The sequence below is a fragment of the Idiomarina sp. UBA3162 genome (assembly GCF_002364475.1).
Lineage (GTDB): Bacteria > Pseudomonadota > Gammaproteobacteria > Enterobacterales > Alteromonadaceae > Idiomarina.
In genome coordinates this window covers 38881-62302 of record NZ_DEYI01000019.1, presented here as the reverse complement: position 1 = coordinate 62302, position 23422 = coordinate 38881, and the positions used below count along the sequence as shown (strand labels likewise).

Here is a 23422-nt window from a genome sequence, read left to right as displayed (position 1 = left end):
GAAGGTATTAATCATACCGGTTACTGTACCCAATAGACCCATCAACGGAGCGACAACCGAGATGATCTTGATAAACGTGAGGTTGCGGGTAATCTTCGGTACTTCGCGTAAGATGCCCTCACTCAGTTTGAGCTCAAGTGTTTCAGTATCCGCATCCGGGAACTTGTCTTTGATCAGCATGACACGACCCAGTGGGTTGTCTTCTTTTGGCTGCGGTGCTTTAAGTTGGCGTTTTACTTTGTTGCCAATAAGCATAAGTGATACGAAACGCTCAAGTGCAATCAACAAGCCGATTAAGCCGAGTCCCAGAATGATGTAGCCCACAGTTCCACCTTGGTCGACACGCTCTTTTAAGCTTGGCGCCTGCACCAACAATCCAAGAATCGAGCCGCCCGTTGGATCCAAGCCAAACGCGACCACGCCATTTGAGGCGTCTTGCAACTCATCAGCACTCTCGGTAAAGCGACCTGCCGGCTGACGGACTAATTCAGCGATGTTTCCGGTGGTTGCGTTATATTCAAGGTATGCGCCATCTGAAACAAGGTTGAACGCCCCTACACGCAAGACGTCTTCGACATCTTTCTCACCATCAGCTTCAGTCACAGGCGCTGAGAATTCCGCAATTTTGCCTGACTCGGTCATTTCTTTTTGTAGCGCCAGCCACACTTTCTCAATATCTTCGATCGAGGCGAGCTTAGAGGAGTTACTGATTTGCTCAGAAAGTTGCTTTAGCTCGTCAGAACGGCCAGGGTACTGCGCTGAAATAACGGAGTTTTGGAAGCTGCCAGCAGCATCATTAGTCACCTGCTGTAATACACCAAAGAGCTCTTTCAATGAGCCCATGCTTTGCGTCAAGGTATCTTGCAAGTTACCTAATTTAGTCTCATTGCTTTCAAAGCGTGTCTCTAAGTCTGACGCTTGTTGCTCAAGCGCTTGACGCTGTGCGATGGCATCACGCAACATTTGCTTTTGCTCTTGCTCCTGCTGACGGAAACGCTCTAAGCGAGCTTTGTTTTCTTCCGACTGTGCGTACTTACCTTGCTGAAGCTGCTCAAGCAACTGGTCAAGGTTGATTGGATCTTGCGGTTTAGGTGCCGCTTGCGCGCCAGCTACCAAACCTAAAGTTAGTGCTGCGCTGATTAATAGCTTGATTGGTTTCATCGACATCTTAGGACTCCTTAATCGGCAGCGTTAGTTGACGCAGTTTTATTCACGACGAGCGGTAGCATCAACATATCTGGAGCGACCTGCTTACGTGCGATACGGATGGCAGTTTCAACAGCAGGGCGATGAGCCTGGTCAAGCTCCATCCACTGTTTGCTGTCGTTATCCCAAATACCGAGGTGCTGCCCATCGCGTGACTTATAAATCAACGCCACACGACCTACGCGTAAGAACGTTACATCTTGCACTTGCCCATCGACAGAGTGCTCTGCCGTATAAGCCTCAATGTTACGACCGTAATCGGTCTCAATTTGATAAGCTTCCATAACGCGACGGAATTTCTCAGACACATCAACGTTGGCTTTGCCCATCAACTCACGCAAACCCGCGATGCGTTCATCTCGTTCTTGCTCTAAAAACGGTACATCGAGTTCGATAAAGTTATCGAGTGCATCAACCATACGAATCATCAAAGGAGTGATTTGGCGCTCAACGTAGCTCACTTGGTCAATCGATTGATTCAAGTCAGCCATCTCAACCTGTTGGTCGTTGATCTGGTTTTGAAGTTGGTTGGTGTAAACTTGCAGACCTTCAATTTCTTTCATGATCTGCTTGTACTGCTGCATGCGCTCTTGCATGGAGTCAGAGATTTTGTCTACAGTGAGCTGAGCCTCGCGTGCAGACTCATTGATATCGGAGGCGTTCTCAACGACTGGTTCTAAGGTTTTATCCTGTGCCAATGCCGATGTTGATAGAACGCAAGCCATCGCAATGGCTGTACTTGTCGCTAGCAACTTCATATGTGACCCTTTACTTAGGTTGGTGAATTTTTAAACACCCAGATGAAAGATGCGACAACTTTAGTGATTTTTCGTGACAGCTTAATGACGTAAATATGTCAACTTTGTGACAACGATAAAGATTGCGTCTGTAAGCCTAATCGATTAGTTTAAAGAGAGTCTTTAAACTAGGTAAGCGGCACTTAAATTATAACTTATTATGGCTTACAAAAGCATATCTTATTCGCTTCTCACCCGCGTTCTGTCTGTCTATTTTTTACTAACGCTTACAGTCACAGCGGTACAAATTGGTGCAGAATATTTTGACACTAAACGTGTGTTAGTCGCCGAACTGCAAAACCAACAAAGTACCTTTAATGGTTCACTGACGCGTTCCTTGTGGGAGTTCAATACCCCCCAAATTGAGACCATCGCTGACGGTCTAATCAGCATTCCGGCAATTGCGGGTGTGTTAATAAGAGACGAAAGTGGTAAGCCTGTTATTCAAATTGGTGAAACCTTACCCGTGGATAATTTACCTGAACGCGCTTCCGAAGGTTATGTCGTTCCCGAGGAAAACGGCACCTTTGGTTTCTACAATGCGCTGATTTTTGAGTTTTCTGGCCACTCAACTCGGGTGGGCGATGTATCACTCTTTACCACCCGCGATATTGCCATCGACCGCATCAAGATCAGCCTCGCATTTATTGTCGGTAATGCGATTATAAAAAGTGCGTTCTTACTTATCCTTTTTACCATCGCGTTCCAACGCATGCTTAACCAACCCTTAAACGATCTCACTCGACAAATTAATAGTTTTCGGTTGGATAATTTAGACGCGTCACGCATCAAACTCGATGAACGACATCACAATGAGTTGGTACTGATTGAGCAAGCATACAATCAACTCATCGATAACATTGAAGACTATCAAGAAGATCTAGAGCGGACACAGCATAAACTTAAGTTAGCCAACCGCCAATTAGATGAACAAAATGCTATCCTCGAACAGGAAGTTGCTCGGAAAACCTCGCGTTTAAGTCAGGTGATGCTTGACCTCGAGCAGCGCAAAAATGAATTGGAAATTCGGCAAGAAAAACTGGAACGAGAAATCAGTCAACGCCGTGCGATGGAAACTAATTTGCGCGAATCGAACGATCGGCTTCAGTCGTCACTCGATCATCTTAAAAATACTCAACAACAACTTATTGAATCCGAGAAAATGGCTTCTTTAGGTGGTCTTGTCGCGGGTATTACACACGACGTAAACACACCCATCGGTATTAGCGTAACGGCTAACTCGTTTTTAAAAGAGAAACTCGAAAACCTTGATCGCATGCTAAACGACAAAACATTAACGCAAGCACAACTGGGCAAATATATAGAAGAAAGTCGTGAAAGCATTCAACTACTTGAGAATAACCTTAATAGAGCATCAGAGCTTATCAGTAGCTTTAAGCAAGTGGCAGTTGATCAAACATCAGATGCTATTCGCGACATTGATTTAAAACGTTACGTAGGCGATCTGGTTCAGTCATTGCAACCGCAACTCAAAAAACAAAATCATCATGTGCGCATTGATTGTCCTGACGACTTATATGTTCGCTGTACAGCCGGTGCGTTGTCGCAAATTTTTACTAACCTGATTATGAATTCCATACTGCACGGATTCGAGGGCATCAGTGAAGGTGAAATGCATATTGAAATCCGTACTGAAACCGATGCTAATCAGACCGACAGACTCCATGTGGTATACTCCGATAACGGTCACGGTATGAATGAAGAGCAGCTAGAGAAACTGTTCGACCCATTCTTCACAACCAAGCTAAACCAAGGCGGTAGTGGCTTAGGCACGCATATCGTTCGCAACCTAGTCACACAAACATTGGACGGCGAAATCACCGCTTCTAGTGAGCCGGGTCAAGGTTTAACGTATCGGTTCTCCTTCCCAATCATTATCTTAAGATAAAGGCGCTTAATTATGTGGTTTAAAAACGCCCGCGTGTATCGCTTTGGCGAGTCATTTCAATTACCCGAAAACTTTGAGTCTCACCTTCAAGCACAGCTATTTAAGCCGTGTAGCCGGCAGGATATGACCAGCTTTGGTTGGACGTCCGTTTTTGGTGCACAAAGTGAAGTACTTCATCATGCGGTTGAGCAAAGCTATTTAGTCTGCGCTCAACGCGAAGAAAAGGTGTTACCGGCTGCGGTAGTCAATGCTGAACTTGAGCAAAAAGTACAAGCGATTCAAGACACCGAGGGCCGTCCCGTTAATGGTAAAGAAAAGAAAAATCTTAAAGAAGATATTACCCATCAACTGCTACCCCAAGCATTTAGTAAGTTTCGTAAAACATGGGCTTACATTGATTTAAAACGTCAACTCGTCATTGTTGATGAATCAAGTGCTAATAAAGCAGAAGATTTGCTCGGCTTATTACGTGCGAGCGTAGGCTCTTTACCCGTCAAACCGATTGCTCTTGCGGAGTCGGCAGAAGTGCTACTCACCGAGTGGCTCACCACACAAGCATTACCCAGTCGATTCGATTTAGGCGATGAGCTTGAACTGCGCTCGCCACAAGCAGATGGCGGTATCATCCGTTGCAAACAAGAAGATCTCACGCGCGAAGATGTTCAGGCTCATGCAGCTGCCGGCAAACAGGTAGTTAAATTAGGTCTCGTTTGGAACGAACACATCGAGTGTGTCATCGAGGCCGATTGGGCGTTGAAACGCATAAAAGCAACGGATCAGTTACTAGACGATCAAGATGACTGGAATGACGCCTCGCCGGAACAAAAACTCGATAGCGACCTAGCCCTCGTGTCTGCTGAACTCGGTGCTTTACTTGACGATTTATTCAGTATTTCAACTGAGTGAAGTGCGTAAAGCTTGATAACGGTTCTGGGTCGATTCGTCGTCCCAGAAATCGTTTACGGGAATAATCTCTCGTTGTTGGTATTCGGCTAGCGTCATCGCCCCATCAATGGGTCTAGAGTGCCCCGTTAATAAACTGGCGATATGCACGATATCGCAGTAGTTCACCACTAAGGGGTCGTTAAGATCCTCAAACCGCCCACGGTTATAAAAATAAGGCACCTTGATAAGATTGGGGGCGAAGCGCCAGTGCTCTAAAACGCTGACGCCCAAGCTGCGATCAAAGTGTGTAATGGTTTGGTTCATAAACGATGGATTGGCAAAACTATCATCGAATTCATCAGCAATTTTTAGAATAGGTGCAACACCGATTCTGCATACCATACCCGCTAATAGCGACACGTCTTGATGTAGGCGGTTACAATAACCACGTTCGTGCAGATGTTGAGTGACGATAACCGAAGCAGCAGCGATGTCACGCGATTCGGTTAAAAATTTCTGTGCGTATTGTTTAACGATGTCATTCTTCGGGTTAAAGATCTGTTCCACAGCCATCGCTACCACTAACGTGCGGATCCGACGTAGACCAATGCGCGTGAGTGCCTGCATCAAACTTTCTGCGCGTGCTCGCCCACTTAGGTAGGCGCTATTAGCCAACCGAATCAACCGCGCACTCAATGCAGTGTCATGCTGAATAATAGCCGCTAAGTCTTGTAAATTAGTATCCGGATTACTGGTCGCTTGACGGATTCGCTCTGCGGTTTCTGGCAACCCGGGTAACTTTAGTTGGTCCCGTTGAATTCTGTCTTCTATCAATAAATACAGTGCGTTAGTTGCCGTCATGACTCGTTTCCAGATCCTTATTCATTACCTAACTTGCGATATTGTCCGCATCGCATTAAATTGTTTTAACTCATTTTACTACTATACCGACAAAGTTGAACTTATGTTAAAACAAATTTTCACCATTGCGCCATTGGTTCTTGCTTTATCAGCTTGTTCAGAACAAGCGACTTCTCAGGAAACACAACCAAACCAAGCTTCCACAGCTTCAGCCCAGCAGACGTCTGATTACACCCTTGTCAAAGGTGCTGAAGATCGCTTTGGGATTTATACGGACTACACACTAACGTCTGACATTTCGCACCTTACAACTAATCAAAAAGAAATGTTGGGGTTACTGATTGAAGCCGCCAAAATCATGGATGACCTCTTCTGGCAACAGGCCTTCGCCCATGACAAGCGTTCATTCATAAATGCGGTTCCTGATTCAGCGCAACCATTCGCTGATATTAATTACGGCCCGTGGGATCGACTCAACGGTGATAAACCGTTTTTGCGTGAGTTTAGCGAGAAGCCACCAGGCGCCAATTTCTATCCTGCTGATATGAGCAAAGAAGAGTTTAATGACTTTAGCAATGAAGAGAAGACGAGCGAGTATACGCTAATTCGTCGAGACGGCTCGGGTCAGCTGACCGTGGTACCCTATGCAAGTGCATACTCAGACGAGCTCAAGCAAGCGGCTAAACTGCTTCGTCAGGCAGCTGAGTTAGCCGAGGATCCGGACTTTGCTCACTACTTGAACCTACGTGCCGACGCGTTTTTAAGTAACGAGTACCGTCCATCCGATTTAGCCTGGATGGACATGCAAAACAATGACATTGATGTGGTCATCGGCCCTATTGAAACCTATGAGGATCAGCTGTTTGGCTACAAAACAGCATTTGAGGCTTATGTACTGATTAAAGATAAACAGTGGAGCGAACGACTTGCTAAATACGCGCAGTTTTTACCTGAGTTACAGCGCGGCTTGCCTGTTGAGGATAAGTACAAGCAAGAAATGCCAGGTGCTAACGCACAATTAAATGCCTACGATGCGGTCTATTTTGCTGGCCACTCAAACGCAGGCAGCAAAACTATTGCTATCAACCTGCCTAACGATGAATACGTGCAGCTTGAAAAAGGCACTCGCCGTTTACAACTTAAAAACGCGATGCGTGCCAAATTCGACAAAATTTTGCTCCCTATCGCCGAGCAGCTGATAGTGCCGGAACAACGCGAAAACATTACTTTTGATGCATTCTTCGCTAACACTATGTTCCACGAAGTAGCTCATGGACTGGGTATTAAAAATACAATCAATAATAAAGGAACCGTGCGCGCTGCGCTAAAAGAGCACGCATCAGCACTCGAAGAAGGTAAAGCTGATATCTTGGGCTTATACATGGTCACCCAGCTGTTCGAAAAAGGTGAACTGTCTACAGGTACCCTACAAGACTATTATACAACCTTCATGGCAAGTATATTCCGCTCAGTTCGCTTTGGCGCTTCCAGCGCTCATGGCAAAGCTAACATGATCCGCTTTAACTATTTTGCTAATGAAGGTGCATTTACTCGAAATGCCGATGGCCAATACGCCATTAATATGGAGAAAATGCGCGCAGCCATGACCAGTCTCTCGGAGAAGATCTTGCAATTGCAAGGGGACGGTAACTACCAAGGCGTGAGTGAGCTAGTTGATCGTCTCGGGGTCATTAGTCCTCAATTACAGTCCGATTTAGATAAACTATCGAATGCAGGCATTCCAGTAGATGTCACATTTAATCAAGGAAAAGCCGAACTTGGGCTTTAAGTAGTTCACTTGAACTCAGCGTGCGCCTATTGGCGCACGCTATCAACTTTGCCTACCCCCAAACCCTGTGCTAGAATCCGCGCGCTTCAGTGGTTGAACTTTAACCACAGTGTCACATCCGTGTCAGTTCATTCAATTACACTGCATGCTCCGTACATGTGACATACAAACTAGATGCACTCCATCTCACTGAATTTTTAATTGGGTAACGTTTTATGTGGAAGTCTATCCAGGCAAACTGGTTTTCAAACCTGCGCGGTGATGTACTATCGGGTCTTGTTGTTGCTTTAGCACTCATTCCCGAAGCCATTGCTTTCTCAATTATTGCGGGCGTTGATCCTAAAATCGGGCTTTATGCGTCGTTTGCCATCGCTGTCATCATCTCGTTCACCGGTGGGCGCCCAGGCATGATCTCAGCTGCGACTGGTGCTATGGCCCTGTTAATGGTGACACTGGTTAAAGAGCATGGTTTAGAATACCTTCTCGCCGCAACGTTACTCACGGGTGTATTACAAATAATCGCAGGCTATTTAAAACTGGGCGAACTGATGCGTTTTGTGTCTCGGTCGGTCGTTACAGGGTTTGTTAACGCACTGGCGATTCTGATTTTTATGGCTCAGTTACCCGAGCTTACTAATGTCACTTGGCATGTTTATGTTATGACCGCGGCAGGATTGGCGATCATCTATGGTTTCCCCTATATCCCCGTTATTGGCAAGATGTTGCCGTCACCGTTGATTTGTATTCTTTCATTGACGGTTATCGCGATTTACTTTGGCATCGACGTGCGCACGGTCGGCGACATGGGTGAACTCCCCGATACACTGCCAGTATTTTTATGGCCCGATGTACCTCTTAACTTTGAAACGCTGGCCATTATTTTCCCTTATTCCCTCGGTTTGGCGATAGTCGGTATGCTTGAGTCACTGATGACTGCAACCATTGTCGACGACCTCACCGATACATCGAGTGATCGCAACCGCGAGTGTAAGGGTCAAGGTATCGCCAATATCGGCTCGGGTCTGCTCGGGGGTATGGCAGGTTGCGCAATGATAGGTCAATCAATTATTAATGTTAAATCAGGTGGTCGTACGCGGCTCTCCACATTTATCGCCGGTACTTTTTTGTTGATATTGATCTTATTTTTAGATGAATGGCTAAAACAAATTCCAATGGCTGCACTGGTTGCAGTGATGATTATGGTTTCGATTGGTACCTTCAGCTGGGACTCAATTCGGAACCTCAAACAACACCCACTGTCTACCAATATTGTTATGTTAGCGACAGTTGCCGTGGTCGTTGCGACTCACAACTTGGCGCTAGGCGTATTTGTTGGCGTACTATTAGCGTCAGTATTCTTTGCTAATAAAGTGGGCCATTACATGGCTGTAACGTCGAGTTTAAATGAGGCGTCGTTCTGTCGCACTTATAAAGTCGCAGGGCAAGTTTTCTTCAGCTCGTCCGAAAAATTTATTGCCGCGTTCGATTTTAAAGAAGGTGTCGATAAGATTGTTATCGACCTTAGCGAGGCGCACTTTTGGGATATCACCGCGGTCAATGCGCTTGATCGGGTAGTTATTAAGTTTAGACGTGAAGGTGCAGAAGTCGACGTTATTGGATTGAACAAAGCCAGCGCGACTATCGTCGATCGCTTTGGAGAACATAACCAAAGTGATGCCAAAGACTTGATCGGACATTAATTAAGGTAAGTCGTATGAAACACGTTATCGCTTGTATTGATGAATCACGCATGGCGCATGCGGTTACACAGTATGCCACATGGTCTGCTCAGCGGCTGCAAACACCATTGACATTATTTCACGTATTAGATGAGCTGCGTTACCCCGTCAACTCGGATATGACAGGAAATATTGGCTTAGGTAGCCGAGAGTCGTTACTTGAAGAACTTGCCGAACTTGATGAGCGTCGTAATAAACTCGCCTTGGAGCATGGTCATCATCTACTTGAAGCGGCAAAAAGTTATGCTGAAGAAATGGGCGCAGATGATGTGCATTTACGCCAAAGACATGGCGACTTAGCCGAGTCACTTGCGACACTCGAAGATGAGCTGCGATTATTGGTAATTGGCTTACACGGTGCGGAGACCTGTGACAGCGATCGTTTAGGTCATCAAATTGAGACCATCGTGCGCAATGTTCGTCGCCCTATTTTAGCGGTGCCGGAAAACTATAAAGCGCCGACCAATGTAATGCTTGCCTTCGATGGTAGTGACGTTTCTCGTAAAGGCGTCAAGATGTTGGCTGAATCTCCGCTGTTCGTCGGTATGCCCATTCATGTCGTTATGGTGGGTGCGGCGACAGCTGACGCGAACGCATCGGTCGAAGCTGCGGTCAGTCATTTACAAGAATTTCGTCACCAAGTGAGCTATGAAATCAGAGCCGGTGAAGTTGAATCAACTTTGCGCGATATTCAACAAGAGCGTAATATCGACATGCTCATTATGGGGGCCTACAGCCACTCAAAGTTACGCCAGTTGTTTATGGGAAGCACCACATCAAAGGTGCTATCTCGCGCTACAACACCGGTTTTACTACTTCGTTAATTATATACACCTTAGGAACTCTTTGAATGACGCCAGATTGGCAAGAATTAGAGCTTGATGATGCACTGATATCAGTGCTCAAAGCAGCAGGTCTAAATAAGCCTGCCAAGGTTCAGCAAGCGGCTTTGCCGGCCGCAATGGATGGTCACGATCTGTTGATCAGTTCGCCGACCGGTACGGGTAAAACCTTAGCGTTTTTGCTGCCCGTTTTGCAGCACATGATTGATTTTCCCCGTAAGCAGCCAGGCCCTGCGCGCGCTCTGATAATGGCTCCTACGCGCGAGCTTGCAGAGCAAATCTATCAACAAGCCGAAATGTTTCGTGAGCTTACCAAGCTTACGTCGATTGTGGTGACAGGTGGGGTTAATTACGGTAGCCAGTTGAACCGACTCGAACAGAGTCATGATCTCGTTATCGCTACCCCCGGACGCTTATTGGACTTGCTAGAAGCAGAGCAATACGAACTCGAAGCCGTCGAGTGGCTGGTTATTGATGAAGCAGACCGCATGTTGGACATGGGCTTTAAGGACGTAGTTAAAGATATCGCTATGCATGCCCGAAACCGCCAGCATGCTATTTTATGTTCAGCCACGATAGACAGCGAGGGCGTTGCAGCTTTCTCGCGCTCTTTGCTTAATGAACCAGAGCTGGTAGAAGTTACACCGCCTAAGCGAGAGCGCGGTAAAATTATCGAACAAGTCTACCTAGCCGATACAGACGAGCATAAACGCCAGTTACTGCTCGCTCTGTTAAAGCAGCATCCAGGCCGCTCAATTATTTTTGCGCGCACGCGTGAACGTGTGCAGGCGTTAGCCAGCTTCCTGCAATCTGTCGATGTACCCGTCATGTTTTTACGTGGTGACTTGCCCCATGCTGAACGCCAGCAAAAGATTATTGAATTTAAACGTCGTGACAATGCAGTGTTAGTGGCTACCGATGTCGCCTCGCGTGGACTCGATATCGATGAAATTAAGTTGGTGATTAACTACGACTTACCAAAGCAAGCTGACGTTTATGTCCACCGTATTGGTCGTACCGCTCGTGCCGGACAAAAGGGTCTTGCGGTGTCTCTTGTGGAAGCGCATGATGCACTGTTACTCGGTAAGATTGAGCGCTATATGGAACACCGCCTCGATCGTCGAGTCATTGATGGTCTTAAACCTCAATATAAGTTTCCATCAACAGACAAAAAGCGTGTTAAAAAGAAGAAACAAGCGAAGAAAACTAAAAAGCGCCGTTAATTACGGCGCTTTCGATATAACCAAAGCAAAGAGAAGTAGGCGACCACACCTGCTGCATCAGCAAGCCAGTCCATCACGTCAGAACCTCTGCCCGGAATGTAATACTGAATAACTTCTATCGCGCAACCATAGATTAATAGTAGCGCAATAGCGATTTTCCCCGATAAGTCGAACGCCTTATGTAACGTCACACTCAGTAAGAAAAACGCGGTAAAGTGAACCCACTTGTCAGCGTGAGGGATCATCCGACTTGCTTCATGGCTCGGAAATTGCCATAAGAACGCAATCGTAATGACCACTAATAGACTTACAAAAATCGCACGTGCCAACATGCGGGAGGTATTTAGGTTACTCAACGTCCTGTCCTTCATACACCGAAACGTTATCGTACCCTGCTTCCTGCAGTAACAACGTTTGCATTTTACTCATCACACCCTGCGAACAATATAATAGATAGTGTTTTGAGTCATCCAGTTTTACAAACTCTGACTGAACCTTAAAGAATGGCATTTCGATCACGTTCAATGACGTCGTTAACGGGTCATCCTCGATTTCCTCTGCGGTACGTATATCGACGATAACTTTGGGCTTATCGGACTCGGTTTGCTTTAACTGAACTTGTTGTTGAGCAGCATCCGCAATATCCTGCATGCTTAATACTTGCGCATTACGAACCACGTGCTCGATAAGGTTCATATCAAGTTTCTCTTCCTCAGCCAGAATCGCCTGTTCGTTTGCTTTCACCGTCGGCTTATTGGAGATAACACCACAGTACTCAGGGATGGTTTTCGCCAACGCTTCGGTGCCGATGCGTTTAGCTTGATCAACGATGGTCTGCTTATCTGCGGTAATCAACGGACGCAAAACCAGTGTATCGGTGGCTTTATCGATAACCTGTAAGTTCGCTAAGGTTTGACTCGAGACTTGGCCAATGGCCTCACCGGTCACTAGCGCCTGCGCTTTTAAGAAGTAGCCGACCCGTGTTGCAGCTCGGAGCATTTGTCGCTTCAAAACAACGCCCATCGCTCCATTATCGACGTTGGTTAAAATATCTTCGACGATAGGCGCAAAATCAACACTGACAAACTTGATCGGGTGCGACTTAGTAAAGCGTTCCCAAAGGTAGTGACAAATTTGCTTAACGGCCACCTCGTGCGCGTCGCCACCTAAATTAAAAAAGCAAAAGTGAGTGCGCGCCCCTCGACGAATAAATTCAAAGCTCGCAACGCTCGAGTCAAACCCACCGCTCATTAAACTTAAAACAGTTTCTTGCGTTGGAATTGGAAAACCGCCTAGACCTTGTCGCCGTTCACCCACTAATTGAATATTCTGTTCAATAATCTGCAGGGTGATTTCATGCTCAGGTGACTTCAACTGGACTCGAGCCGAGGGTTGATGCTCCAAAAGGTAGCCGCCGATATAGCGTTCAAGTTGCTGCGAAGAGAAATCGTGATGACCTTTACGTTTGACCCTAACGGCAAAAGTTTGCTGGGCAATTTTTTCTAACCAAAACTGAGCAACCCACTCAGACAATGCCTCAAACTCATCTAATGGGCGTTCAATTACTTCTGCGAACCAAGATATTCCTGGCGTGCACGAGAGTTTATCAATGATCGCCTGGCGCGCCTGATCGTCATCAGCAGCGGTGCTAACTTCGATACGGTCCCATAGCCATTTGACATATAGCCCAGAATCAATATCGGCTAAAACCTTCCTAAGGTTATTCGTTAATACTTTGCCGTAACGTTTCCGGACTGATCGGCTTTTGATGGTGATTTCGGCATGCAACCGTACAACGAACTTCATGGTGGCCTCAGTTTCCGCTTGGTATAAAAACCACCAATTATACGATTTTTTGGTCCTTCGAGCTAGTTAAGCTACTCAATTACATCAACTGGATCGGACTCTTTTGCCTTACCTTGCATGATAGCAATATCTACGCGTCGGTTAAGCGCACGGTTAGATGCTGAGTTATTAGGAACTATAGGTTTGGTATCTGCATAGCCCATCGTCACTAGCCGCGATTGGTCAAACCCCTCAACCGTTGTCATTTCCTCAGCGACCGCAACGGCACGTTTAGCCGATAGATCCCATTTAGAACTGTACATTTCAGAAACCAATGGTTGGTTGTCCGTATGACCAGAAATCGTAATCTCTCCAGGAATATCCTTTAATGCTTGAGCCACTTCACGAATGACCGGTTTAAACTGTGGCTGCAAAAAGGCCGATCCCTCGGGGAAGGAGCCATTTTCTTTAATTCGGATTATTATTTGCTGACCCAACTGCTCGAGTTCGAGCGTGCCCGCTTTGATATTATCATTCAGCTGCTCGCGGATACGCTCCATCAGCTCCTTAACCTCCTCTTCCATAGCAGGTGCCGTTTTTGAACTTTCTGCCGCTTTTTTATCCTCACTACTATCTGCTTGCTGACCGCCACGTTCAGTCTGTTGACCGCCTGCAAAGTCAGACTCACCCTCCTGAAACTCCAACATCTGCTGAGTCATCTCGACGGTCTGCTGCTGAATCGTTTCGATAGGTGTTGGCTCGGGTCGTCCGGGGCGAAATTCTTGCGCAATGACACTTGTGCCTTTAGGGATATCCTTTACTTCGATTTTATTTTGTACACCCAAGGCGTACTTCATGGACCCGGCAATTTGCTTGAATTTCAATACATCCATTTCGGAAAAGGCTAGTAGCAGCACAAAGAAACACATCAATAGTGTCATTAAATCGGCAAAAGTCGCCATCCACATGGGAAGCCCAGGTGGTGGGCAACGGCATTCTTCTTGATCGTCTGCTGCAGCCATAAGCGCTATTCTTCCTCGCTACCGTCGGTAACGCGTTTTGATTCAGCAAGGTAGTTACGCAGCAACCCCTCAATGACTCGCGGGTTCTGGCCGTCCTGAATACCTAAAATCGCATCTAGAATTAATTGCCGATTGAGTTTTTCTTGTTCAGCACGCAGTACCAATTTGTTCGCAATCGGAATGGCGATGACGTTTGCCAAGAAGGCACCATACAACGTCGTCAACAACGCGACAGACATCGCGGGACCAATTGCTTTCGGATCATCCATATTTGCTAACATCGCAACCAGACCAATCAAGGTACCAATCATCCCCATAGCAGGTGCCACGTCTGCCAACACTTTGAAGAACCGAGCTCCTTCCTCATGGCGTGAGAAACTCATACCGATATCTTTACTGAGCGTTTGCTTAACGACTTCGGCGTCGTGCCCATCAACGAGCATATCGACCCCTTTTCTAAAAAACGGGTTGGGTATTTCGGCTTCTTCTAACGCGAGAAATCCACCTTTACGCGCTGAATCTGCCATCTCGACAGCGCTATCAATCAGCTCTTGTGGATGCTCGATCTTAAAGAAGAACGCTTTCACCACGACTTTGCCGGTAGCAAAGAATTGTTGCAGTGGAAAGTTGGCCATGACGATGAACAAGGAGCCACCCACAACAATCAATACTGACTGAGTGTCGATGAAAAGACCGGGGTCACCACCTAGTATCATTGCGGCAATGACAAAGCCTATGGCTCCAATGATCCCTACCAGCGTTGCTATATCCACTCAGCTTCCTCCACTTGACGCGGTAAATTTGGCTACTCGCTCAATTTTAAACATCCCACTCAACGTGGCAACCCATATTGTAAAATTAAGTAAACCACGCATTGATCATCGGCTGACATTCGAGTTTCTTTATATGATAATGAGCCTATGTTAAGACTAAAGGTGACGTACTATGACTAAAAAGGAAGAAAACCTCTCTTTCGAACAAGCACTGCAACAGCTTGAGCAGTTAGTTAACGAGCTTGAACAAGGCGACCTTCCCTTGGAAACGTCACTCGAAAAGTTTGAGCAAGCAGTTAAACTCTCGCGCTTGAGCCAAACGCAGTTGCAAAACGCCGAACAAAAAGTCGCCACCTTACTCGAAAAAAATGGTGAGCAAGTACTTACCGAACAGCAAGGTGAGGCGCGGGAGTGAATATTAAGCAGTTTACAGCCGATGTCCGCGAAAACGTTGACCGAAGACTCAACCAATTAATTGAGGCAAGCCTAGCCTCAAGCGCATTAAAAGAAGCAATGGCGTACGGCGTATTATTGGGCGGGAAGCGCATTCGTCCCTATTTAACGATGACAGTAGCAGAACTCTGTGGCGCTAAACCCGATGATGCGCTCGATGCAGCCTGCGCGGTTGAGCTTATCCATGCTTACTCATTAATCCATGACGATTTACCAGCCATGGATGATGATGAACTGCGCAGAGGCCATCCCACCTGCCATATTAAATTTGGCGAGGCGACCGCTATATTAGCGGGTGATGCGCTGCAAACACTGGCGTTCGAGGTATTAAGCTCGACACACAACACAACGTTACCTGCTGCTCGCCGCATCGCTATGATTCAACAACTGGCTCAAGCAAGCGGTGCTAACGGTATGTGTTTAGGGCAGTCACTGGATCTGAACGCAACGGGACAACCCATTGATGAGCAAGCCCTGGAGTCGATTCATCGACACAAAACCGGCGCACTGATCCGCGCGTCTGCAGCATTAGGCGCATTGTCGGGCAGTGAAAGCAGTCAACAGTATCTGTCTGACTTTTGCGACTTTGCCAGTTGGATAGGACTCGCCTACCAAGTTTACGATGACATACTAGACGTCGTAGGCAATACAGAGGTCATGGGTAAGCCGCAAGGTTCTGATCAGGCACACCATAAAGCAACTTACGTTGCGTTACTTGGGCTTGACGGAGCGAACGAAAAACTGCTGTCATTACACCAACAAGCACTACTGTCACTTAACAAGATCCCGTACAATACCCAAAAACTAGAAACATTTTCTGAGATCTTGCTGCGGCGGGATCATTAAGCAATACGAGACTTATGACCAAATTATTAGACGGTATTGAATACCCAACAGACTTGCGCAGATTACCTACGCATCAATTAAAATCAGTTTGCGACGAGGTTCGTGCATACTTATTAGACTCTGTCAGCCGCAGTAGCGGACACTTGGCATCGGGGCTGGGTACTGTTGAGCTGACTGTAGCTCTACATTATGTCTATAACACACCGCAGGATAAGTTGGTTTGGGATGTGGGTCACCAAGCTTACCCACATAAGATACTCACTGGTCGTAAGAAGCAGTTGCACACAATCCGTCAAAAGGACGGGTTACACCCTTTTCCTTGGCGCGAGGAAAGCGAATACGATGTGTTGTCCGTAGGTCATTCCAGCACCTCTATTTCAGCGGCTTTAGGGATAGCAGTAGCAGCACAACGCTCCGGTTCTAATGAAAAAGTCGTTTCCATTATTGGTGATGGCGCTATGACTGCCGGTATGGTATTCGAAGCCATGAACCATGCGGGCGACATCAAACCCGATATGTTAGTCGTATTAAACGACAACGACATGTCCATCTCAGAGAATGTCGGTGCATTAAATCAACACTTTGCACGTTTGCTGTCTGGCCGCTTTTACACGAAAATTCGTGAACAAGGTAAAAAGCTACTCAAACCATTACCGCCGATACACCATTTGGCGAGCCGCGCCGAAGAACATATGAAAGGCATGATGGCGCCGGGTACTATATTTGAAGAGTTGGGTTTCAATTATATTGGCCCCATTGATGGACACGATGTAGACACACTGGTCGAAACACTCAAAAATATGAAACACTTGCGTGGCCCGCAACTGCTTCACGTGGTGACTCAAAAAGGTAAGGGCTACCGTCCCGCAGAGGCTGACCCGATTGGCTACCATGGCGTGCCCAAGTTTGATCCCGCGCAGTCAACACTGCCGAGTAAAAAGCCGGGCATACCAAGCTACTCCGAAGTGTTTGGTGATTGGCTTTGCGACCACGCGCAAGAAGACACAAAATTGATGGCGATTACACCGGCGATGCGCGAAGGTTCCGGTATGGTTAAGTTCTCTAAGCTTTATCCCGACCAGTATTTTGATGTGGCCATCGCTGAGCAACACAGTGTCACCTATGCCGCTGGACTTGCTATTGCTGGATTTAAACCCGTTGTTGCCATTTACTCGACCTTCTTGCAACGAGCTTATGACCAGGTCATACATGATGTCGCACTTCAGAATTTGGATGTTTTATTTGCCATTGATCGCGCAGGTATTGTCGGGGCCGATGGTCCTACACACCAAGGCGCGTTTGACTTAAGCTATCTACGCTGTATTCCGAACATGGTCGTGATGACCCCAAGCGACGAGCAAGAATGCCGCGACATGCTGTTCACGGGCTATCATTATCAAGGACCTGCTGCTGTACGTTATCCACGGGGTAGCGGCACGGGGGTTACCTTAAGAGAACGCGATAACTTGCTCGAAGTAGGTAAAGCAAAACCAGTGCGCGACGGTAAACAAGTCGCTATCCTTAACTTCGGCACGCTATTGCCAGAAGCCATTGCGGTCGCCGAAGCAATTGATGCAACAGTTATCGATATGCGCTTTGTTAAACCTATCGATAAACAGGCGATTGTCAAAGCAGCTGACGAACACCAGTTGTTGGTAACGCTTGAAGAGAATGCAACGGCCGGTGGCGCAGGCAGTGCTGTAAACGAGTCGCTTGCCGAAGCTGGCTTAACTGTTCAAACATTGAATATCGGTTTACCTGATGAGTTTATCAAACATGGTAGCCAAAACGAGGTTAAGAAAGAGCTAGGGCTTACCCAGGAAACGATTAAAGCGCGCATTCAGGCTCATCTAAAACAGTAATGGTATTAAGCGGCTGTTAACCAGTCGCTACCGATTTGAGTAGCGAGTATGAGTTGCAAGACAATATTACTCGCAATCCCCGCAAGTACATCATCTAACATGATGCCAGACCCGCCACGCAAACGTTTGTCGAGCCAACTTATTGGCCAAGGCTTCAAGATATCGAAGATTCTAAACACCAGAAACCCTAGCACTAAAAGTCCCAAATTAGCGGGCAGAGCCCACATAGTAAACATTAACCCGACAAACTCATCCCAAACAATCGCCGGATGGTCGTGCACCCCCATCTTGTCGGCTGCGCTACGACAGATGTAGATACCCAACACCGCGCAGACCGCTGTAATAACACTGTAGCTCGTGACATCAAGCCACAACATCAGATAAACCAAAGGTACTGCTGCGAGTGTGCCGAACGTACCCGGTGCTTTGGGGGCTAACCCCGAACCAAAGCCAAGCGCTAATAGGTCAACGGGGTTCGCGAGTGAAAGGCCTGGGAAGCGGCGCATACTATGACGTTCCAAAATGATTATAGCCGAGTTTCATATCCGGGAGCTGCCAATGCTCACCATGATAAGTCATGGTGACTTCACGTTGCTCATCTTTAACGATGCGTCCGATACAAACGGGTTTATCTTTCAAATGTGAAGTGATGGTCTCTAATCGCCCCCTATTCTGCTCTGGCACAGTGAATAGGAGCTCATAGTCATCGCCTGCGGTTAAAGCTAATGAAAAGGCATCATCTAAATCGAGAGTCTCGGTCAGCGCCAGCGACAATGGCAGTTTATCCAACTCAAGTTGAACGCCCATCTGGCCATGCTTGGGTAACAGATGGGAGAGGTCGGCCAACAGCCCATCAGAAACGTCAATACAACTGTTGGCGACGCCTCGGAGTAACTGCCCCAGCGCGACACGTGGCGTAGGATAGTGCAGTCGATTCACAAGCGTCTGTAAGTGGCGGTGTGTAGTCGAAAGGTCACCCTGCAATAGACGTAATGCCAGACCCGCATCACCTAACGAACCACTGACATAAAGCCAGTCTCCAGCTTTAGCTTGGTCGCGGCGAATCGCTGTTCCCTTGGGCAGTACCCCTTGTGCTGTGTAAGTTAACGTCAAAGGCCCGCGCGTTGTATCGCCACCCACGAGGTCACACTCGTAATAATGTGAAATTTCCTTTAGCCCTTCGCTAAAGTCATTTAGCCAATCTTCATCAATAGCGGGTAAAGTAAGCGCCAAGCTGCCCCAGCTTGGTGCTGCTCCCATCGCTGCTAAGTCGCTTAAGTTGACAGCCACAAGCTTATGACCGATGGCACGGGGTGGTGTATTCTTGTCAAAATGCACACCCTCTACCATTGTATCGGTCACGGTGACCAATTGATGATCCTCGGGCACTTCGGTCACCGCACCATCATCACCGACGCCAACAATAACGTCGCCGCGATAAGATTCAGCTTTAAAGTAGTGCTCAATGAGGTTAAATTCGTCGAGTTTTGGAGTATTTGTCATAAGGAAAAAGAGCGGCAAGCCGCTCTTATATTATTGGCGAGCAGGTCTCAGTGCATCGACAGCCTTGTCGAGTACACCGTTAACAAACCGGTGACTATCGTCAGCACCAAAGGACTTCGCTAATTCGATGGCTTCATTGATCGCTACCTTGTACGGAACATCATAGCGTTCACGTAGTTCATAGGCGGCAATACGTAATACCGCTAGCTCTACCGGATCGAGTTCACTAATAGGACGGTCAAGGTAAGGCGCAATTGCCTCATCTAAGCTTTTGTAAAACGCGCCCACGCCACGAAGCAACTCTAAAAAGTAATCGACATCGACTTTACTGGTGTCGTTGTCTGTCAGGAACTGTGCTTCGATCTCATTAAACGTGTTTTGCGATAACTGCCATGAATATACCGCTTGTACTGCAAGCTTTCTCGCTTTTCTGCGTGCTGCTGGTTTCATTCTTAATGCGTTCCTGTTAAATCTTATCCAAGACGTTAACCATCTCTAACGCACTCAGTGCTGCTTCAGAGCCTTTATTACCGGCTTTTGAACCGCTGCGCTCGATGGCTTGTTCCAGAGTATCTGTTGTGATGATGCCAAACGCCACTGGAAGACCAAACTCCATTGCAACACGGCCTAAACCACTGTTGCTCTCGCCGGCGACAAAATCAAAGTGAGGCGTACCACCTCGAATAACAGCGCCTACAGCAATAATCGCATCATATTTGCCAGATTCTGCTAAACGCTTTGCTGTCACCGGAATTTCATAGGCTCCAGGAACGCGCACAACAGTAATGTCATCGTCGGCTACCTGGCCATATTGCTTCAATGTCTGAACAGCGCCTTGTAAGAGGCTTTCAACAACAAAGTGATTAAAACGAGACACGATAATGGCAAATTTTTTGCCAGGTGCATTAATGCCACCCTCAATGATATGCATGCTTGGAATTCCTTGTAATCTCAATAATGCGCAAATAATATCACATTTTAACGTTATTTTCGGGCTAACGTGTAGGAATAAAATACTTCTCGGGTGTCCCTGTTCGTTGCTACTTTACGCGCAGCACTATTTTCGAGGACTGCCAACGCCGACTGATTGGACTCTGCAACAGGAAACAGCACTTGCGCCCATGGCCAGCTGGCCCTCAACCAATCGGTAGTCAGGGCAAATAAATCATTATGCAAACTACGCGCAATTGCATCCTGCCCTAGCCACCATGTCACTTCAGCATGAAAGCGGCTGGCATCCAGTGCTGCACCGTTAGCTCGCTCTGATGAGACCGGCGCAAAAAACAGCATACCAACAACCTGTTGCGTCTGCTTATCAGTGACAACGAAGCTAAACCCCGCCTTACGTTTCATCTGCTTCAGCATATGCTGAACCATCGATGTGTTTTGTTCTTCGGATGTTTTGCTACTCGGCCAACTCCACCCTAATTGTTCGTACAACCATGGCTGCGAGTCCATGTAAGTTCGGTAAATAGCACCCGCATCAGCACTTTCTAACGCTTCAATTTTGAGTCGTGGTGACTCAGTTCCTTGAGCCATCGACCAATCGTCTTGCCAAAAGTCGGCGGCTTGTACGCCTACACTCAAGGCTAGAGAAAAAACAATAATAAGTACTGTTGCGGTACGCTGAATTAACATTGGGCGCGCTTGCCCCGTGCATGTGCAAAGAAGCCTTTCACACGCTCTAATTCACGCTCTATTTCACCATTGATCATCATCGCTGGACCAATATCGATTGCCTTACGAGCAAAGTCCATAGCCACTGGCACGACCGGAACATTCGCCTGTTTTGCAATATGCAAAAAACCCGACTTCCATTGCTTAACTTTTTTGCGAGTTCCCTCAGGTGTAATCACTAACACGAGTTCGTGTTTCATCTTAAATTCCTCAACCATCCTGCCAACAACGCCGTTAGCTGCCGAACGGTCTATGGGAATCCCGCCCAGTTTTAACATTAGCCCTTTAATCGGAAAGCGAAACAAACTGGCCTTACCCAAGTAATTCAATTTTAGACCTAGCGCGAGCATGACAAACACGCCCACCGGAAAATCCCAGTTTGATGTATGCGGTGCGATGGGAATGATCGCTTGCCGAGTATCCGGCATTGAGCCATTAATTTTCCAGCCACCCATTAACCGCATACCGACACGGCCTACCCAACGCGAAAAGCGATTTCCTTGTGATGGGAAATCGCCTTCCAAATTACTCGGTATTACATCTTTATTTTCTGTCATTAATTCTCTCTGAACGCTGCTTTTACTTCTCTTAACTTAGCTTTGATTCGCTCAATATTCTTAGGACCCATGCGCAAAAGTTGCTTTTGAGCCGGCGGCAACGCCTCCAATGACGAATCATGATAAGTATACATGACACTATCGTCATCTACTTGCACCAAAGATTCTGGCACAGGCGTCTCGAGCAGCACATTGATAGCTTCGATAACCGCATTTTTAAACTCACTGTCTGGATAGCCGATCTCACCGTAAGCTTCTTGAAACAGCGGCTTAAATAACTGGTAGTTATCCACTAATGCTTCCGCATTGAGACTGGTAAACCAGTCCACAATAGGATCGTAGCGCTGGTAGCTCTGTTCATCGATGTATAAATCACCTTCAACTTCGATGACGGAAAAACGACCGTCTGGACGCTGTACTACCGTTCTATCGGTTACCAGCATACCATTTCTTAGGTTATCGATAATTACCACTGCATCTTTAATCAGTTGCGAGCTTTTAAGTGGCTGAATCTCGACACCGCTATTGTCTAACTCCTGTAGCACCGTCGGTGTACTTTCATTCAGTTCAGGTAACGTGATAGCCGGCTCTGGCTCTTCAGGCTCTTCAACGTTCTCCTCCGGTGTCGCTACCGGTTCAGGTTCAGGCTCGGGCTCCGGCTGTGGTTCGGGCTCCTTCGGCTCGACCGCAGGCGCTTCTTCAGGCTGCTTCGGCAACTCCATACTTTGAGACTGTTTAGGCTCCGTATTGTTCGAACCGCTCAACATCCACCAACTAACGCCACCAATAATAATAGCGACAACAATAACTGCAACGACCCAGCGAGCGGTGTTGCTACTGCTTTCTTTATCAGGATAATTATCGTGTTCTGCCATGCCCTGCGGTCCTCATTGTTGCAATAGATTATGGTCGATCGCTTTCAGCGCGCATGAATACAAGTTCTTTTCCACTCGATTCAGACTCTGAAAAACGGTAGCCCGCGTAGTTAAACGCTTTTAAATCAGACACACTTTCAGGCTTTTGGTTCACCATAAAGCGAGCCATAAGCCCACGTGCTTTCTTCGCATAAAAGCTGATCACCTTAAACTGGCCGTTTTTCTCATCCTTAAATACCGGCGTAACCAGCTCGGCATTCAACGCTTTTTTGTTCACTGACGAAAAGTACTCGTTCGAAGCCAAGTTAACCAATACATCGCTACCCGTTTGCTTCAAATCCGCATTGAGCATTTCAGTAATTTGGTCGCCCCAAAATTCATAGAGATTTTTACCCCGGTGATTATCTAACTTTGTGCCCATCTCAAGACGATAAGGCTGCATCAGATCGAGCGGTCTCAATAAACCGTATAGCCCGGACAAAATTCTCAGTTGCTGTTGCGCTGAACGCACCTCTTCGTGAGTCATCGAATCAGCATCTAAGCCCGCGTAAACATCGCCATTAAATGCGTAAATAGCAGGTCGCGCATTTTCCTCGTTAAAAGGACGAGTCCACTCGGTAAACCGAGCCGCATTTAAGCCTGCCAATTTGTCACTGATTTTCATCAGTGACCCAAGCTGCTGTGGAGTCAGCTCGCGGCAACGTTGAACCAGCGTTTCAGCCTCGTCAAGCAACCGAGGTTGCGTTGCCTCAACCGCAAGATGTTCGGATTCATAATCTAAATTCTTGGCCGGTGAAAGTACCGCGAGCATATTGTTC

The 23422-nt window shown here is 47.0% G+C and carries 24 protein-coding genes; 9 read left to right on the top strand and 15 right to left on the bottom strand.

Translation table 11 applies throughout. From position 1 onward, the window contains the following. Together B2X00_RS02545 and B2X00_RS02540 are read right to left on the bottom strand one after the other, a co-directional pair. Nucleotides 1-1167, bottom strand: a 1167-nt coding sequence (locus B2X00_RS02545; RefSeq protein ID WP_290485983.1) for a MotA/TolQ/ExbB proton channel family protein, incomplete at its 3' end; no start/stop codon positions are given. Nucleotides 1168-1178: 11 nt separating this feature from the next. Next, a complete protein-coding gene (locus B2X00_RS02540; protein ID WP_290485982.1) occupies nucleotides 1179-1964 on the bottom strand; it encodes a DUF3450 domain-containing protein in 786 nt (261 codons plus the stop codon). A 199-nt stretch (nucleotides 1965-2163) separates the two neighbouring features. Between B2X00_RS02540 and B2X00_RS02535 the strand changes: the two genes are divergently transcribed. Both B2X00_RS02535 and rdgC read left to right on the top strand, forming a co-directional pair. Beyond that, complete coding sequence (locus B2X00_RS02535) at nucleotides 2164-3912, top strand: sensor histidine kinase (protein WP_290485981.1); 1749 nt, start codon at nucleotides 2164-2166, stop codon at nucleotides 3910-3912. A 12-nt stretch (nucleotides 3913-3924) separates the two neighbouring features. Beyond that, the gene (gene rdgC / locus B2X00_RS02530) at nucleotides 3925-4818 is read left to right on the top strand and encodes a recombination-associated protein RdgC (protein WP_290485980.1); all 894 of its coding nucleotides are present in this window, start codon (nucleotides 3925-3927) and stop codon (nucleotides 4816-4818) included. Here rdgC and B2X00_RS02525 read toward each other — a convergent pair. Beyond that, the gene (locus B2X00_RS02525) at nucleotides 4807-5658 is read right to left on the bottom strand and encodes an HDOD domain-containing protein (protein ID WP_290485979.1); all 852 of its coding nucleotides are present in this window, start codon (nucleotides 5656-5658) and stop codon (nucleotides 4807-4809) included. The two genes, rdgC and B2X00_RS02525, sit on opposite strands and share 12 nt — an antisense overlap. A 103-nt stretch (nucleotides 5659-5761) precedes the next feature. Here B2X00_RS02525 and B2X00_RS02520 point away from each other — a divergent pair, with 103 nt between their 5' ends. From B2X00_RS02520 to srmB, 4 genes are all read left to right on the top strand, one after another. Next, the gene (locus tag B2X00_RS02520) at nucleotides 5762-7447 is read left to right on the top strand and encodes a dipeptidyl-peptidase 3 family protein (protein ID WP_290485978.1); all 1686 of its coding nucleotides are present in this window, start codon (nucleotides 5762-5764) and stop codon (nucleotides 7445-7447) included. A 215-nt stretch (nucleotides 7448-7662) separates the two neighbouring features. Beyond that, nucleotides 7663-9147 (top strand): SulP family inorganic anion transporter, encoded by a 1485-nt coding sequence (locus tag B2X00_RS02515; protein WP_290485977.1) that lies wholly within the window; start codon nucleotides 7663-7665, stop codon nucleotides 9145-9147. A gap of 14 nt (nucleotides 9148-9161) precedes the next feature. Then, on the top strand, nucleotides 9162-10010 hold the full coding sequence (locus tag B2X00_RS02510) for a universal stress protein (RefSeq protein ID WP_290485976.1): 849 nt from the start codon (nucleotides 9162-9164) through the stop codon (nucleotides 10008-10010). 26 nt (nucleotides 10011-10036) lie between these two features. Continuing rightward, a complete protein-coding gene (srmB, locus tag B2X00_RS02505) occupies nucleotides 10037-11251 on the top strand; it encodes an ATP-dependent RNA helicase SrmB (protein ID WP_290485975.1) in 1215 nt (404 codons plus the stop codon). Here srmB and B2X00_RS02500 read toward each other — a convergent pair. From B2X00_RS02500 to pomA, 4 genes are all read right to left on the bottom strand, one after another. Next, nucleotides 11248-11607 (bottom strand): VanZ family protein, encoded by a 360-nt coding sequence (locus B2X00_RS02500; RefSeq protein WP_253183643.1) that lies wholly within the window; start codon nucleotides 11605-11607, stop codon nucleotides 11248-11250. The genes srmB and B2X00_RS02500 overlap by 4 nt on opposite strands. After that, nucleotides 11600-13057: a tRNA uracil 4-sulfurtransferase ThiI gene (gene thiI, locus B2X00_RS02495; RefSeq protein WP_290485974.1), complete on the bottom strand. Its 1458-nt coding sequence runs from the start codon at nucleotides 13055-13057 to the stop codon at nucleotides 11600-11602. The genes B2X00_RS02500 and thiI overlap by 8 nt, the downstream gene beginning before the upstream one ends. 71 nt (nucleotides 13058-13128) lie before the next feature. Further along, on the bottom strand, nucleotides 13129-14058 hold the full coding sequence (locus B2X00_RS02490) for a flagellar motor protein MotB (protein WP_071464154.1): 930 nt from the start codon (nucleotides 14056-14058) through the stop codon (nucleotides 13129-13131). A gap of 5 nt (nucleotides 14059-14063) precedes the next feature. Next, nucleotides 14064-14831 (bottom strand): flagellar motor protein PomA, encoded by a 768-nt coding sequence (gene pomA / locus B2X00_RS02485; protein ID WP_071464155.1) that lies wholly within the window; start codon nucleotides 14829-14831, stop codon nucleotides 14064-14066. Between the two features lie 172 nt (nucleotides 14832-15003). On the opposite strand from pomA, the gene B2X00_RS02480 reads away from it, so the two are divergent. From B2X00_RS02480 to dxs, 3 genes are read left to right on the top strand one after another with little or no spacing between them, the layout of a single operon-like run. Next, the gene (locus tag B2X00_RS02480) at nucleotides 15004-15246 is read left to right on the top strand and encodes an exodeoxyribonuclease VII small subunit (RefSeq protein WP_071464156.1); all 243 of its coding nucleotides are present in this window, start codon (nucleotides 15004-15006) and stop codon (nucleotides 15244-15246) included. After that, nucleotides 15243-16130 (top strand): (2E,6E)-farnesyl diphosphate synthase, encoded by an 888-nt coding sequence (gene ispA / locus B2X00_RS02475; RefSeq protein ID WP_290485973.1) that lies wholly within the window; start codon nucleotides 15243-15245, stop codon nucleotides 16128-16130. The genes B2X00_RS02480 and ispA overlap by 4 nt, the downstream gene beginning before the upstream one ends. Nucleotides 16131-16144: 14 nt before the next feature. Beyond that, on the top strand, nucleotides 16145-17992 hold the full coding sequence (gene dxs / locus B2X00_RS02470; protein WP_290485972.1) for a 1-deoxy-D-xylulose-5-phosphate synthase: 1848 nt from the start codon (nucleotides 16145-16147) through the stop codon (nucleotides 17990-17992). Nucleotides 17993-17997: 5 nt separating this feature from the next. On the opposite strand, the gene B2X00_RS02465 is transcribed toward dxs, so the two are convergent. From B2X00_RS02465 to yaaA, 8 genes are read right to left on the bottom strand one after another with little or no spacing between them, the layout of a single operon-like run. Further along, nucleotides 17998-18498, bottom strand: coding sequence for a phosphatidylglycerophosphatase A family protein (locus B2X00_RS02465; RefSeq protein WP_290485971.1), 501 nt, complete (start codon nucleotides 18496-18498; stop codon nucleotides 17998-18000). A gap of 1 nt (nucleotide 18499) precedes the next feature. Then, the gene (gene thiL / locus B2X00_RS02460; protein WP_290485970.1) at nucleotides 18500-19495 is read right to left on the bottom strand and encodes a thiamine-phosphate kinase; all 996 of its coding nucleotides are present in this window, start codon (nucleotides 19493-19495) and stop codon (nucleotides 18500-18502) included. 30 nt (nucleotides 19496-19525) lie between these two features. Beyond that, nucleotides 19526-19945 (bottom strand): transcription antitermination factor NusB, encoded by a 420-nt coding sequence (gene nusB / locus B2X00_RS02455; RefSeq protein WP_006956365.1) that lies wholly within the window; start codon nucleotides 19943-19945, stop codon nucleotides 19526-19528. Between the two features lie 16 nt (nucleotides 19946-19961). After that, a complete protein-coding gene (ribE, locus tag B2X00_RS02450; RefSeq protein ID WP_071464161.1) occupies nucleotides 19962-20426 on the bottom strand; it encodes a 6,7-dimethyl-8-ribityllumazine synthase in 465 nt (154 codons plus the stop codon). Nucleotides 20427-20479: 53 nt separating this feature from the next. Further along, a complete protein-coding gene (locus B2X00_RS02445; RefSeq protein ID WP_290485969.1) occupies nucleotides 20480-21133 on the bottom strand; it encodes a GNAT family N-acetyltransferase in 654 nt (217 codons plus the stop codon). After that, nucleotides 21127-21729, bottom strand: coding sequence for a lysophospholipid acyltransferase family protein (locus tag B2X00_RS02440; protein ID WP_071464163.1), 603 nt, complete (start codon nucleotides 21727-21729; stop codon nucleotides 21127-21129). The genes B2X00_RS02445 and B2X00_RS02440 overlap by 7 nt, the downstream gene beginning before the upstream one ends. After that, nucleotides 21729-22604, bottom strand: coding sequence for a DUF3014 domain-containing protein (locus B2X00_RS02435; protein WP_290485968.1), 876 nt, complete (start codon nucleotides 22602-22604; stop codon nucleotides 21729-21731). The genes B2X00_RS02440 and B2X00_RS02435 overlap by 1 nt, the downstream gene beginning before the upstream one ends. Before the next feature lie 28 nt (nucleotides 22605-22632). Beyond that, complete coding sequence (gene yaaA, locus B2X00_RS02430) at nucleotides 22633-23415, bottom strand: peroxide stress protein YaaA (RefSeq protein ID WP_290485967.1); 783 nt, start codon at nucleotides 23413-23415, stop codon at nucleotides 22633-22635. Nucleotides 23416-23422: the final 7 nt, after the last annotated feature.

Bases quoted from the DNA above. Each gene is read 5' to 3' on its own strand.
- B2X00_RS02535 (WP_290485981.1), top strand. From the start codon at position 2,164: ATGGCTTACAAAAGCATATCTTATTCGCTTCTCACCCGCGTTCTGTCT.
- B2X00_RS02480 (WP_071464156.1), top strand. From the start codon at position 15,004: ATGACTAAAAAGGAAGAAAACCTCTCTTTCGAACAAGCACTGCAACAG.
- nusB (WP_006956365.1), bottom strand. From the start codon at position 19,945: ATGAAACCAGCAGCACGCAGAAAAGCGAGAAAGCTTGCAGTACAAGCG.
- B2X00_RS02515 (WP_290485977.1), top strand. From the start codon at position 7,663: ATGTGGAAGTCTATCCAGGCAAACTGGTTTTCAAACCTGCGCGGTGAT.
- B2X00_RS02525 (WP_290485979.1), bottom strand. From the start codon at position 5,658: ATGACGGCAACTAACGCACTGTATTTATTGATAGAAGACAGAATTCAA.
- yaaA (WP_290485967.1), bottom strand. From the start codon at position 23,415: ATGCTCGCGGTACTTTCACCGGCCAAGAATTTAGATTATGAATCCGAA.
- B2X00_RS02440 (WP_071464163.1), bottom strand. From the start codon at position 21,729: ATGACAGAAAATAAAGATGTAATACCGAGTAATTTGGAAGGCGATTTC.
- B2X00_RS02445 (WP_290485969.1), bottom strand. From the start codon at position 21,133: ATGTTAATTCAGCGTACCGCAACAGTACTTATTATTGTTTTTTCTCTA.
- rdgC (WP_290485980.1), top strand. From the start codon at position 3,925: ATGTGGTTTAAAAACGCCCGCGTGTATCGCTTTGGCGAGTCATTTCAA.
- B2X00_RS02520 (WP_290485978.1), top strand. From the start codon at position 5,762: ATGTTAAAACAAATTTTCACCATTGCGCCATTGGTTCTTGCTTTATCA.
- thiI (WP_290485974.1), bottom strand. From the start codon at position 13,057: ATGAAGTTCGTTGTACGGTTGCATGCCGAAATCACCATCAAAAGCCGA.
- thiL (WP_290485970.1), bottom strand. From the start codon at position 19,495: ATGACAAATACTCCAAAACTCGACGAATTTAACCTCATTGAGCACTAC.
- B2X00_RS02465 (WP_290485971.1), bottom strand. From the start codon at position 18,498: ATGCGCCGCTTCCCAGGCCTTTCACTCGCGAACCCCGTTGACCTATTA.
- B2X00_RS02490 (WP_071464154.1), bottom strand. From the start codon at position 14,058: ATGGCTGCAGCAGACGATCAAGAAGAATGCCGTTGCCCACCACCTGGG.
- B2X00_RS02510 (WP_290485976.1), top strand. From the start codon at position 9,162: ATGAAACACGTTATCGCTTGTATTGATGAATCACGCATGGCGCATGCG.
- B2X00_RS02540 (WP_290485982.1), bottom strand. From the start codon at position 1,964: ATGAAGTTGCTAGCGACAAGTACAGCCATTGCGATGGCTTGCGTTCTA.
- ribE (WP_071464161.1), bottom strand. From the start codon at position 20,426: ATGCATATCATTGAGGGTGGCATTAATGCACCTGGCAAAAAATTTGCC.
- dxs (WP_290485972.1), top strand. From the start codon at position 16,145: ATGACCAAATTATTAGACGGTATTGAATACCCAACAGACTTGCGCAGA.
- B2X00_RS02435 (WP_290485968.1), bottom strand. From the start codon at position 22,604: ATGGCAGAACACGATAATTATCCTGATAAAGAAAGCAGTAGCAACACC.
- srmB (WP_290485975.1), top strand. From the start codon at position 10,037: ATGACGCCAGATTGGCAAGAATTAGAGCTTGATGATGCACTGATATCA.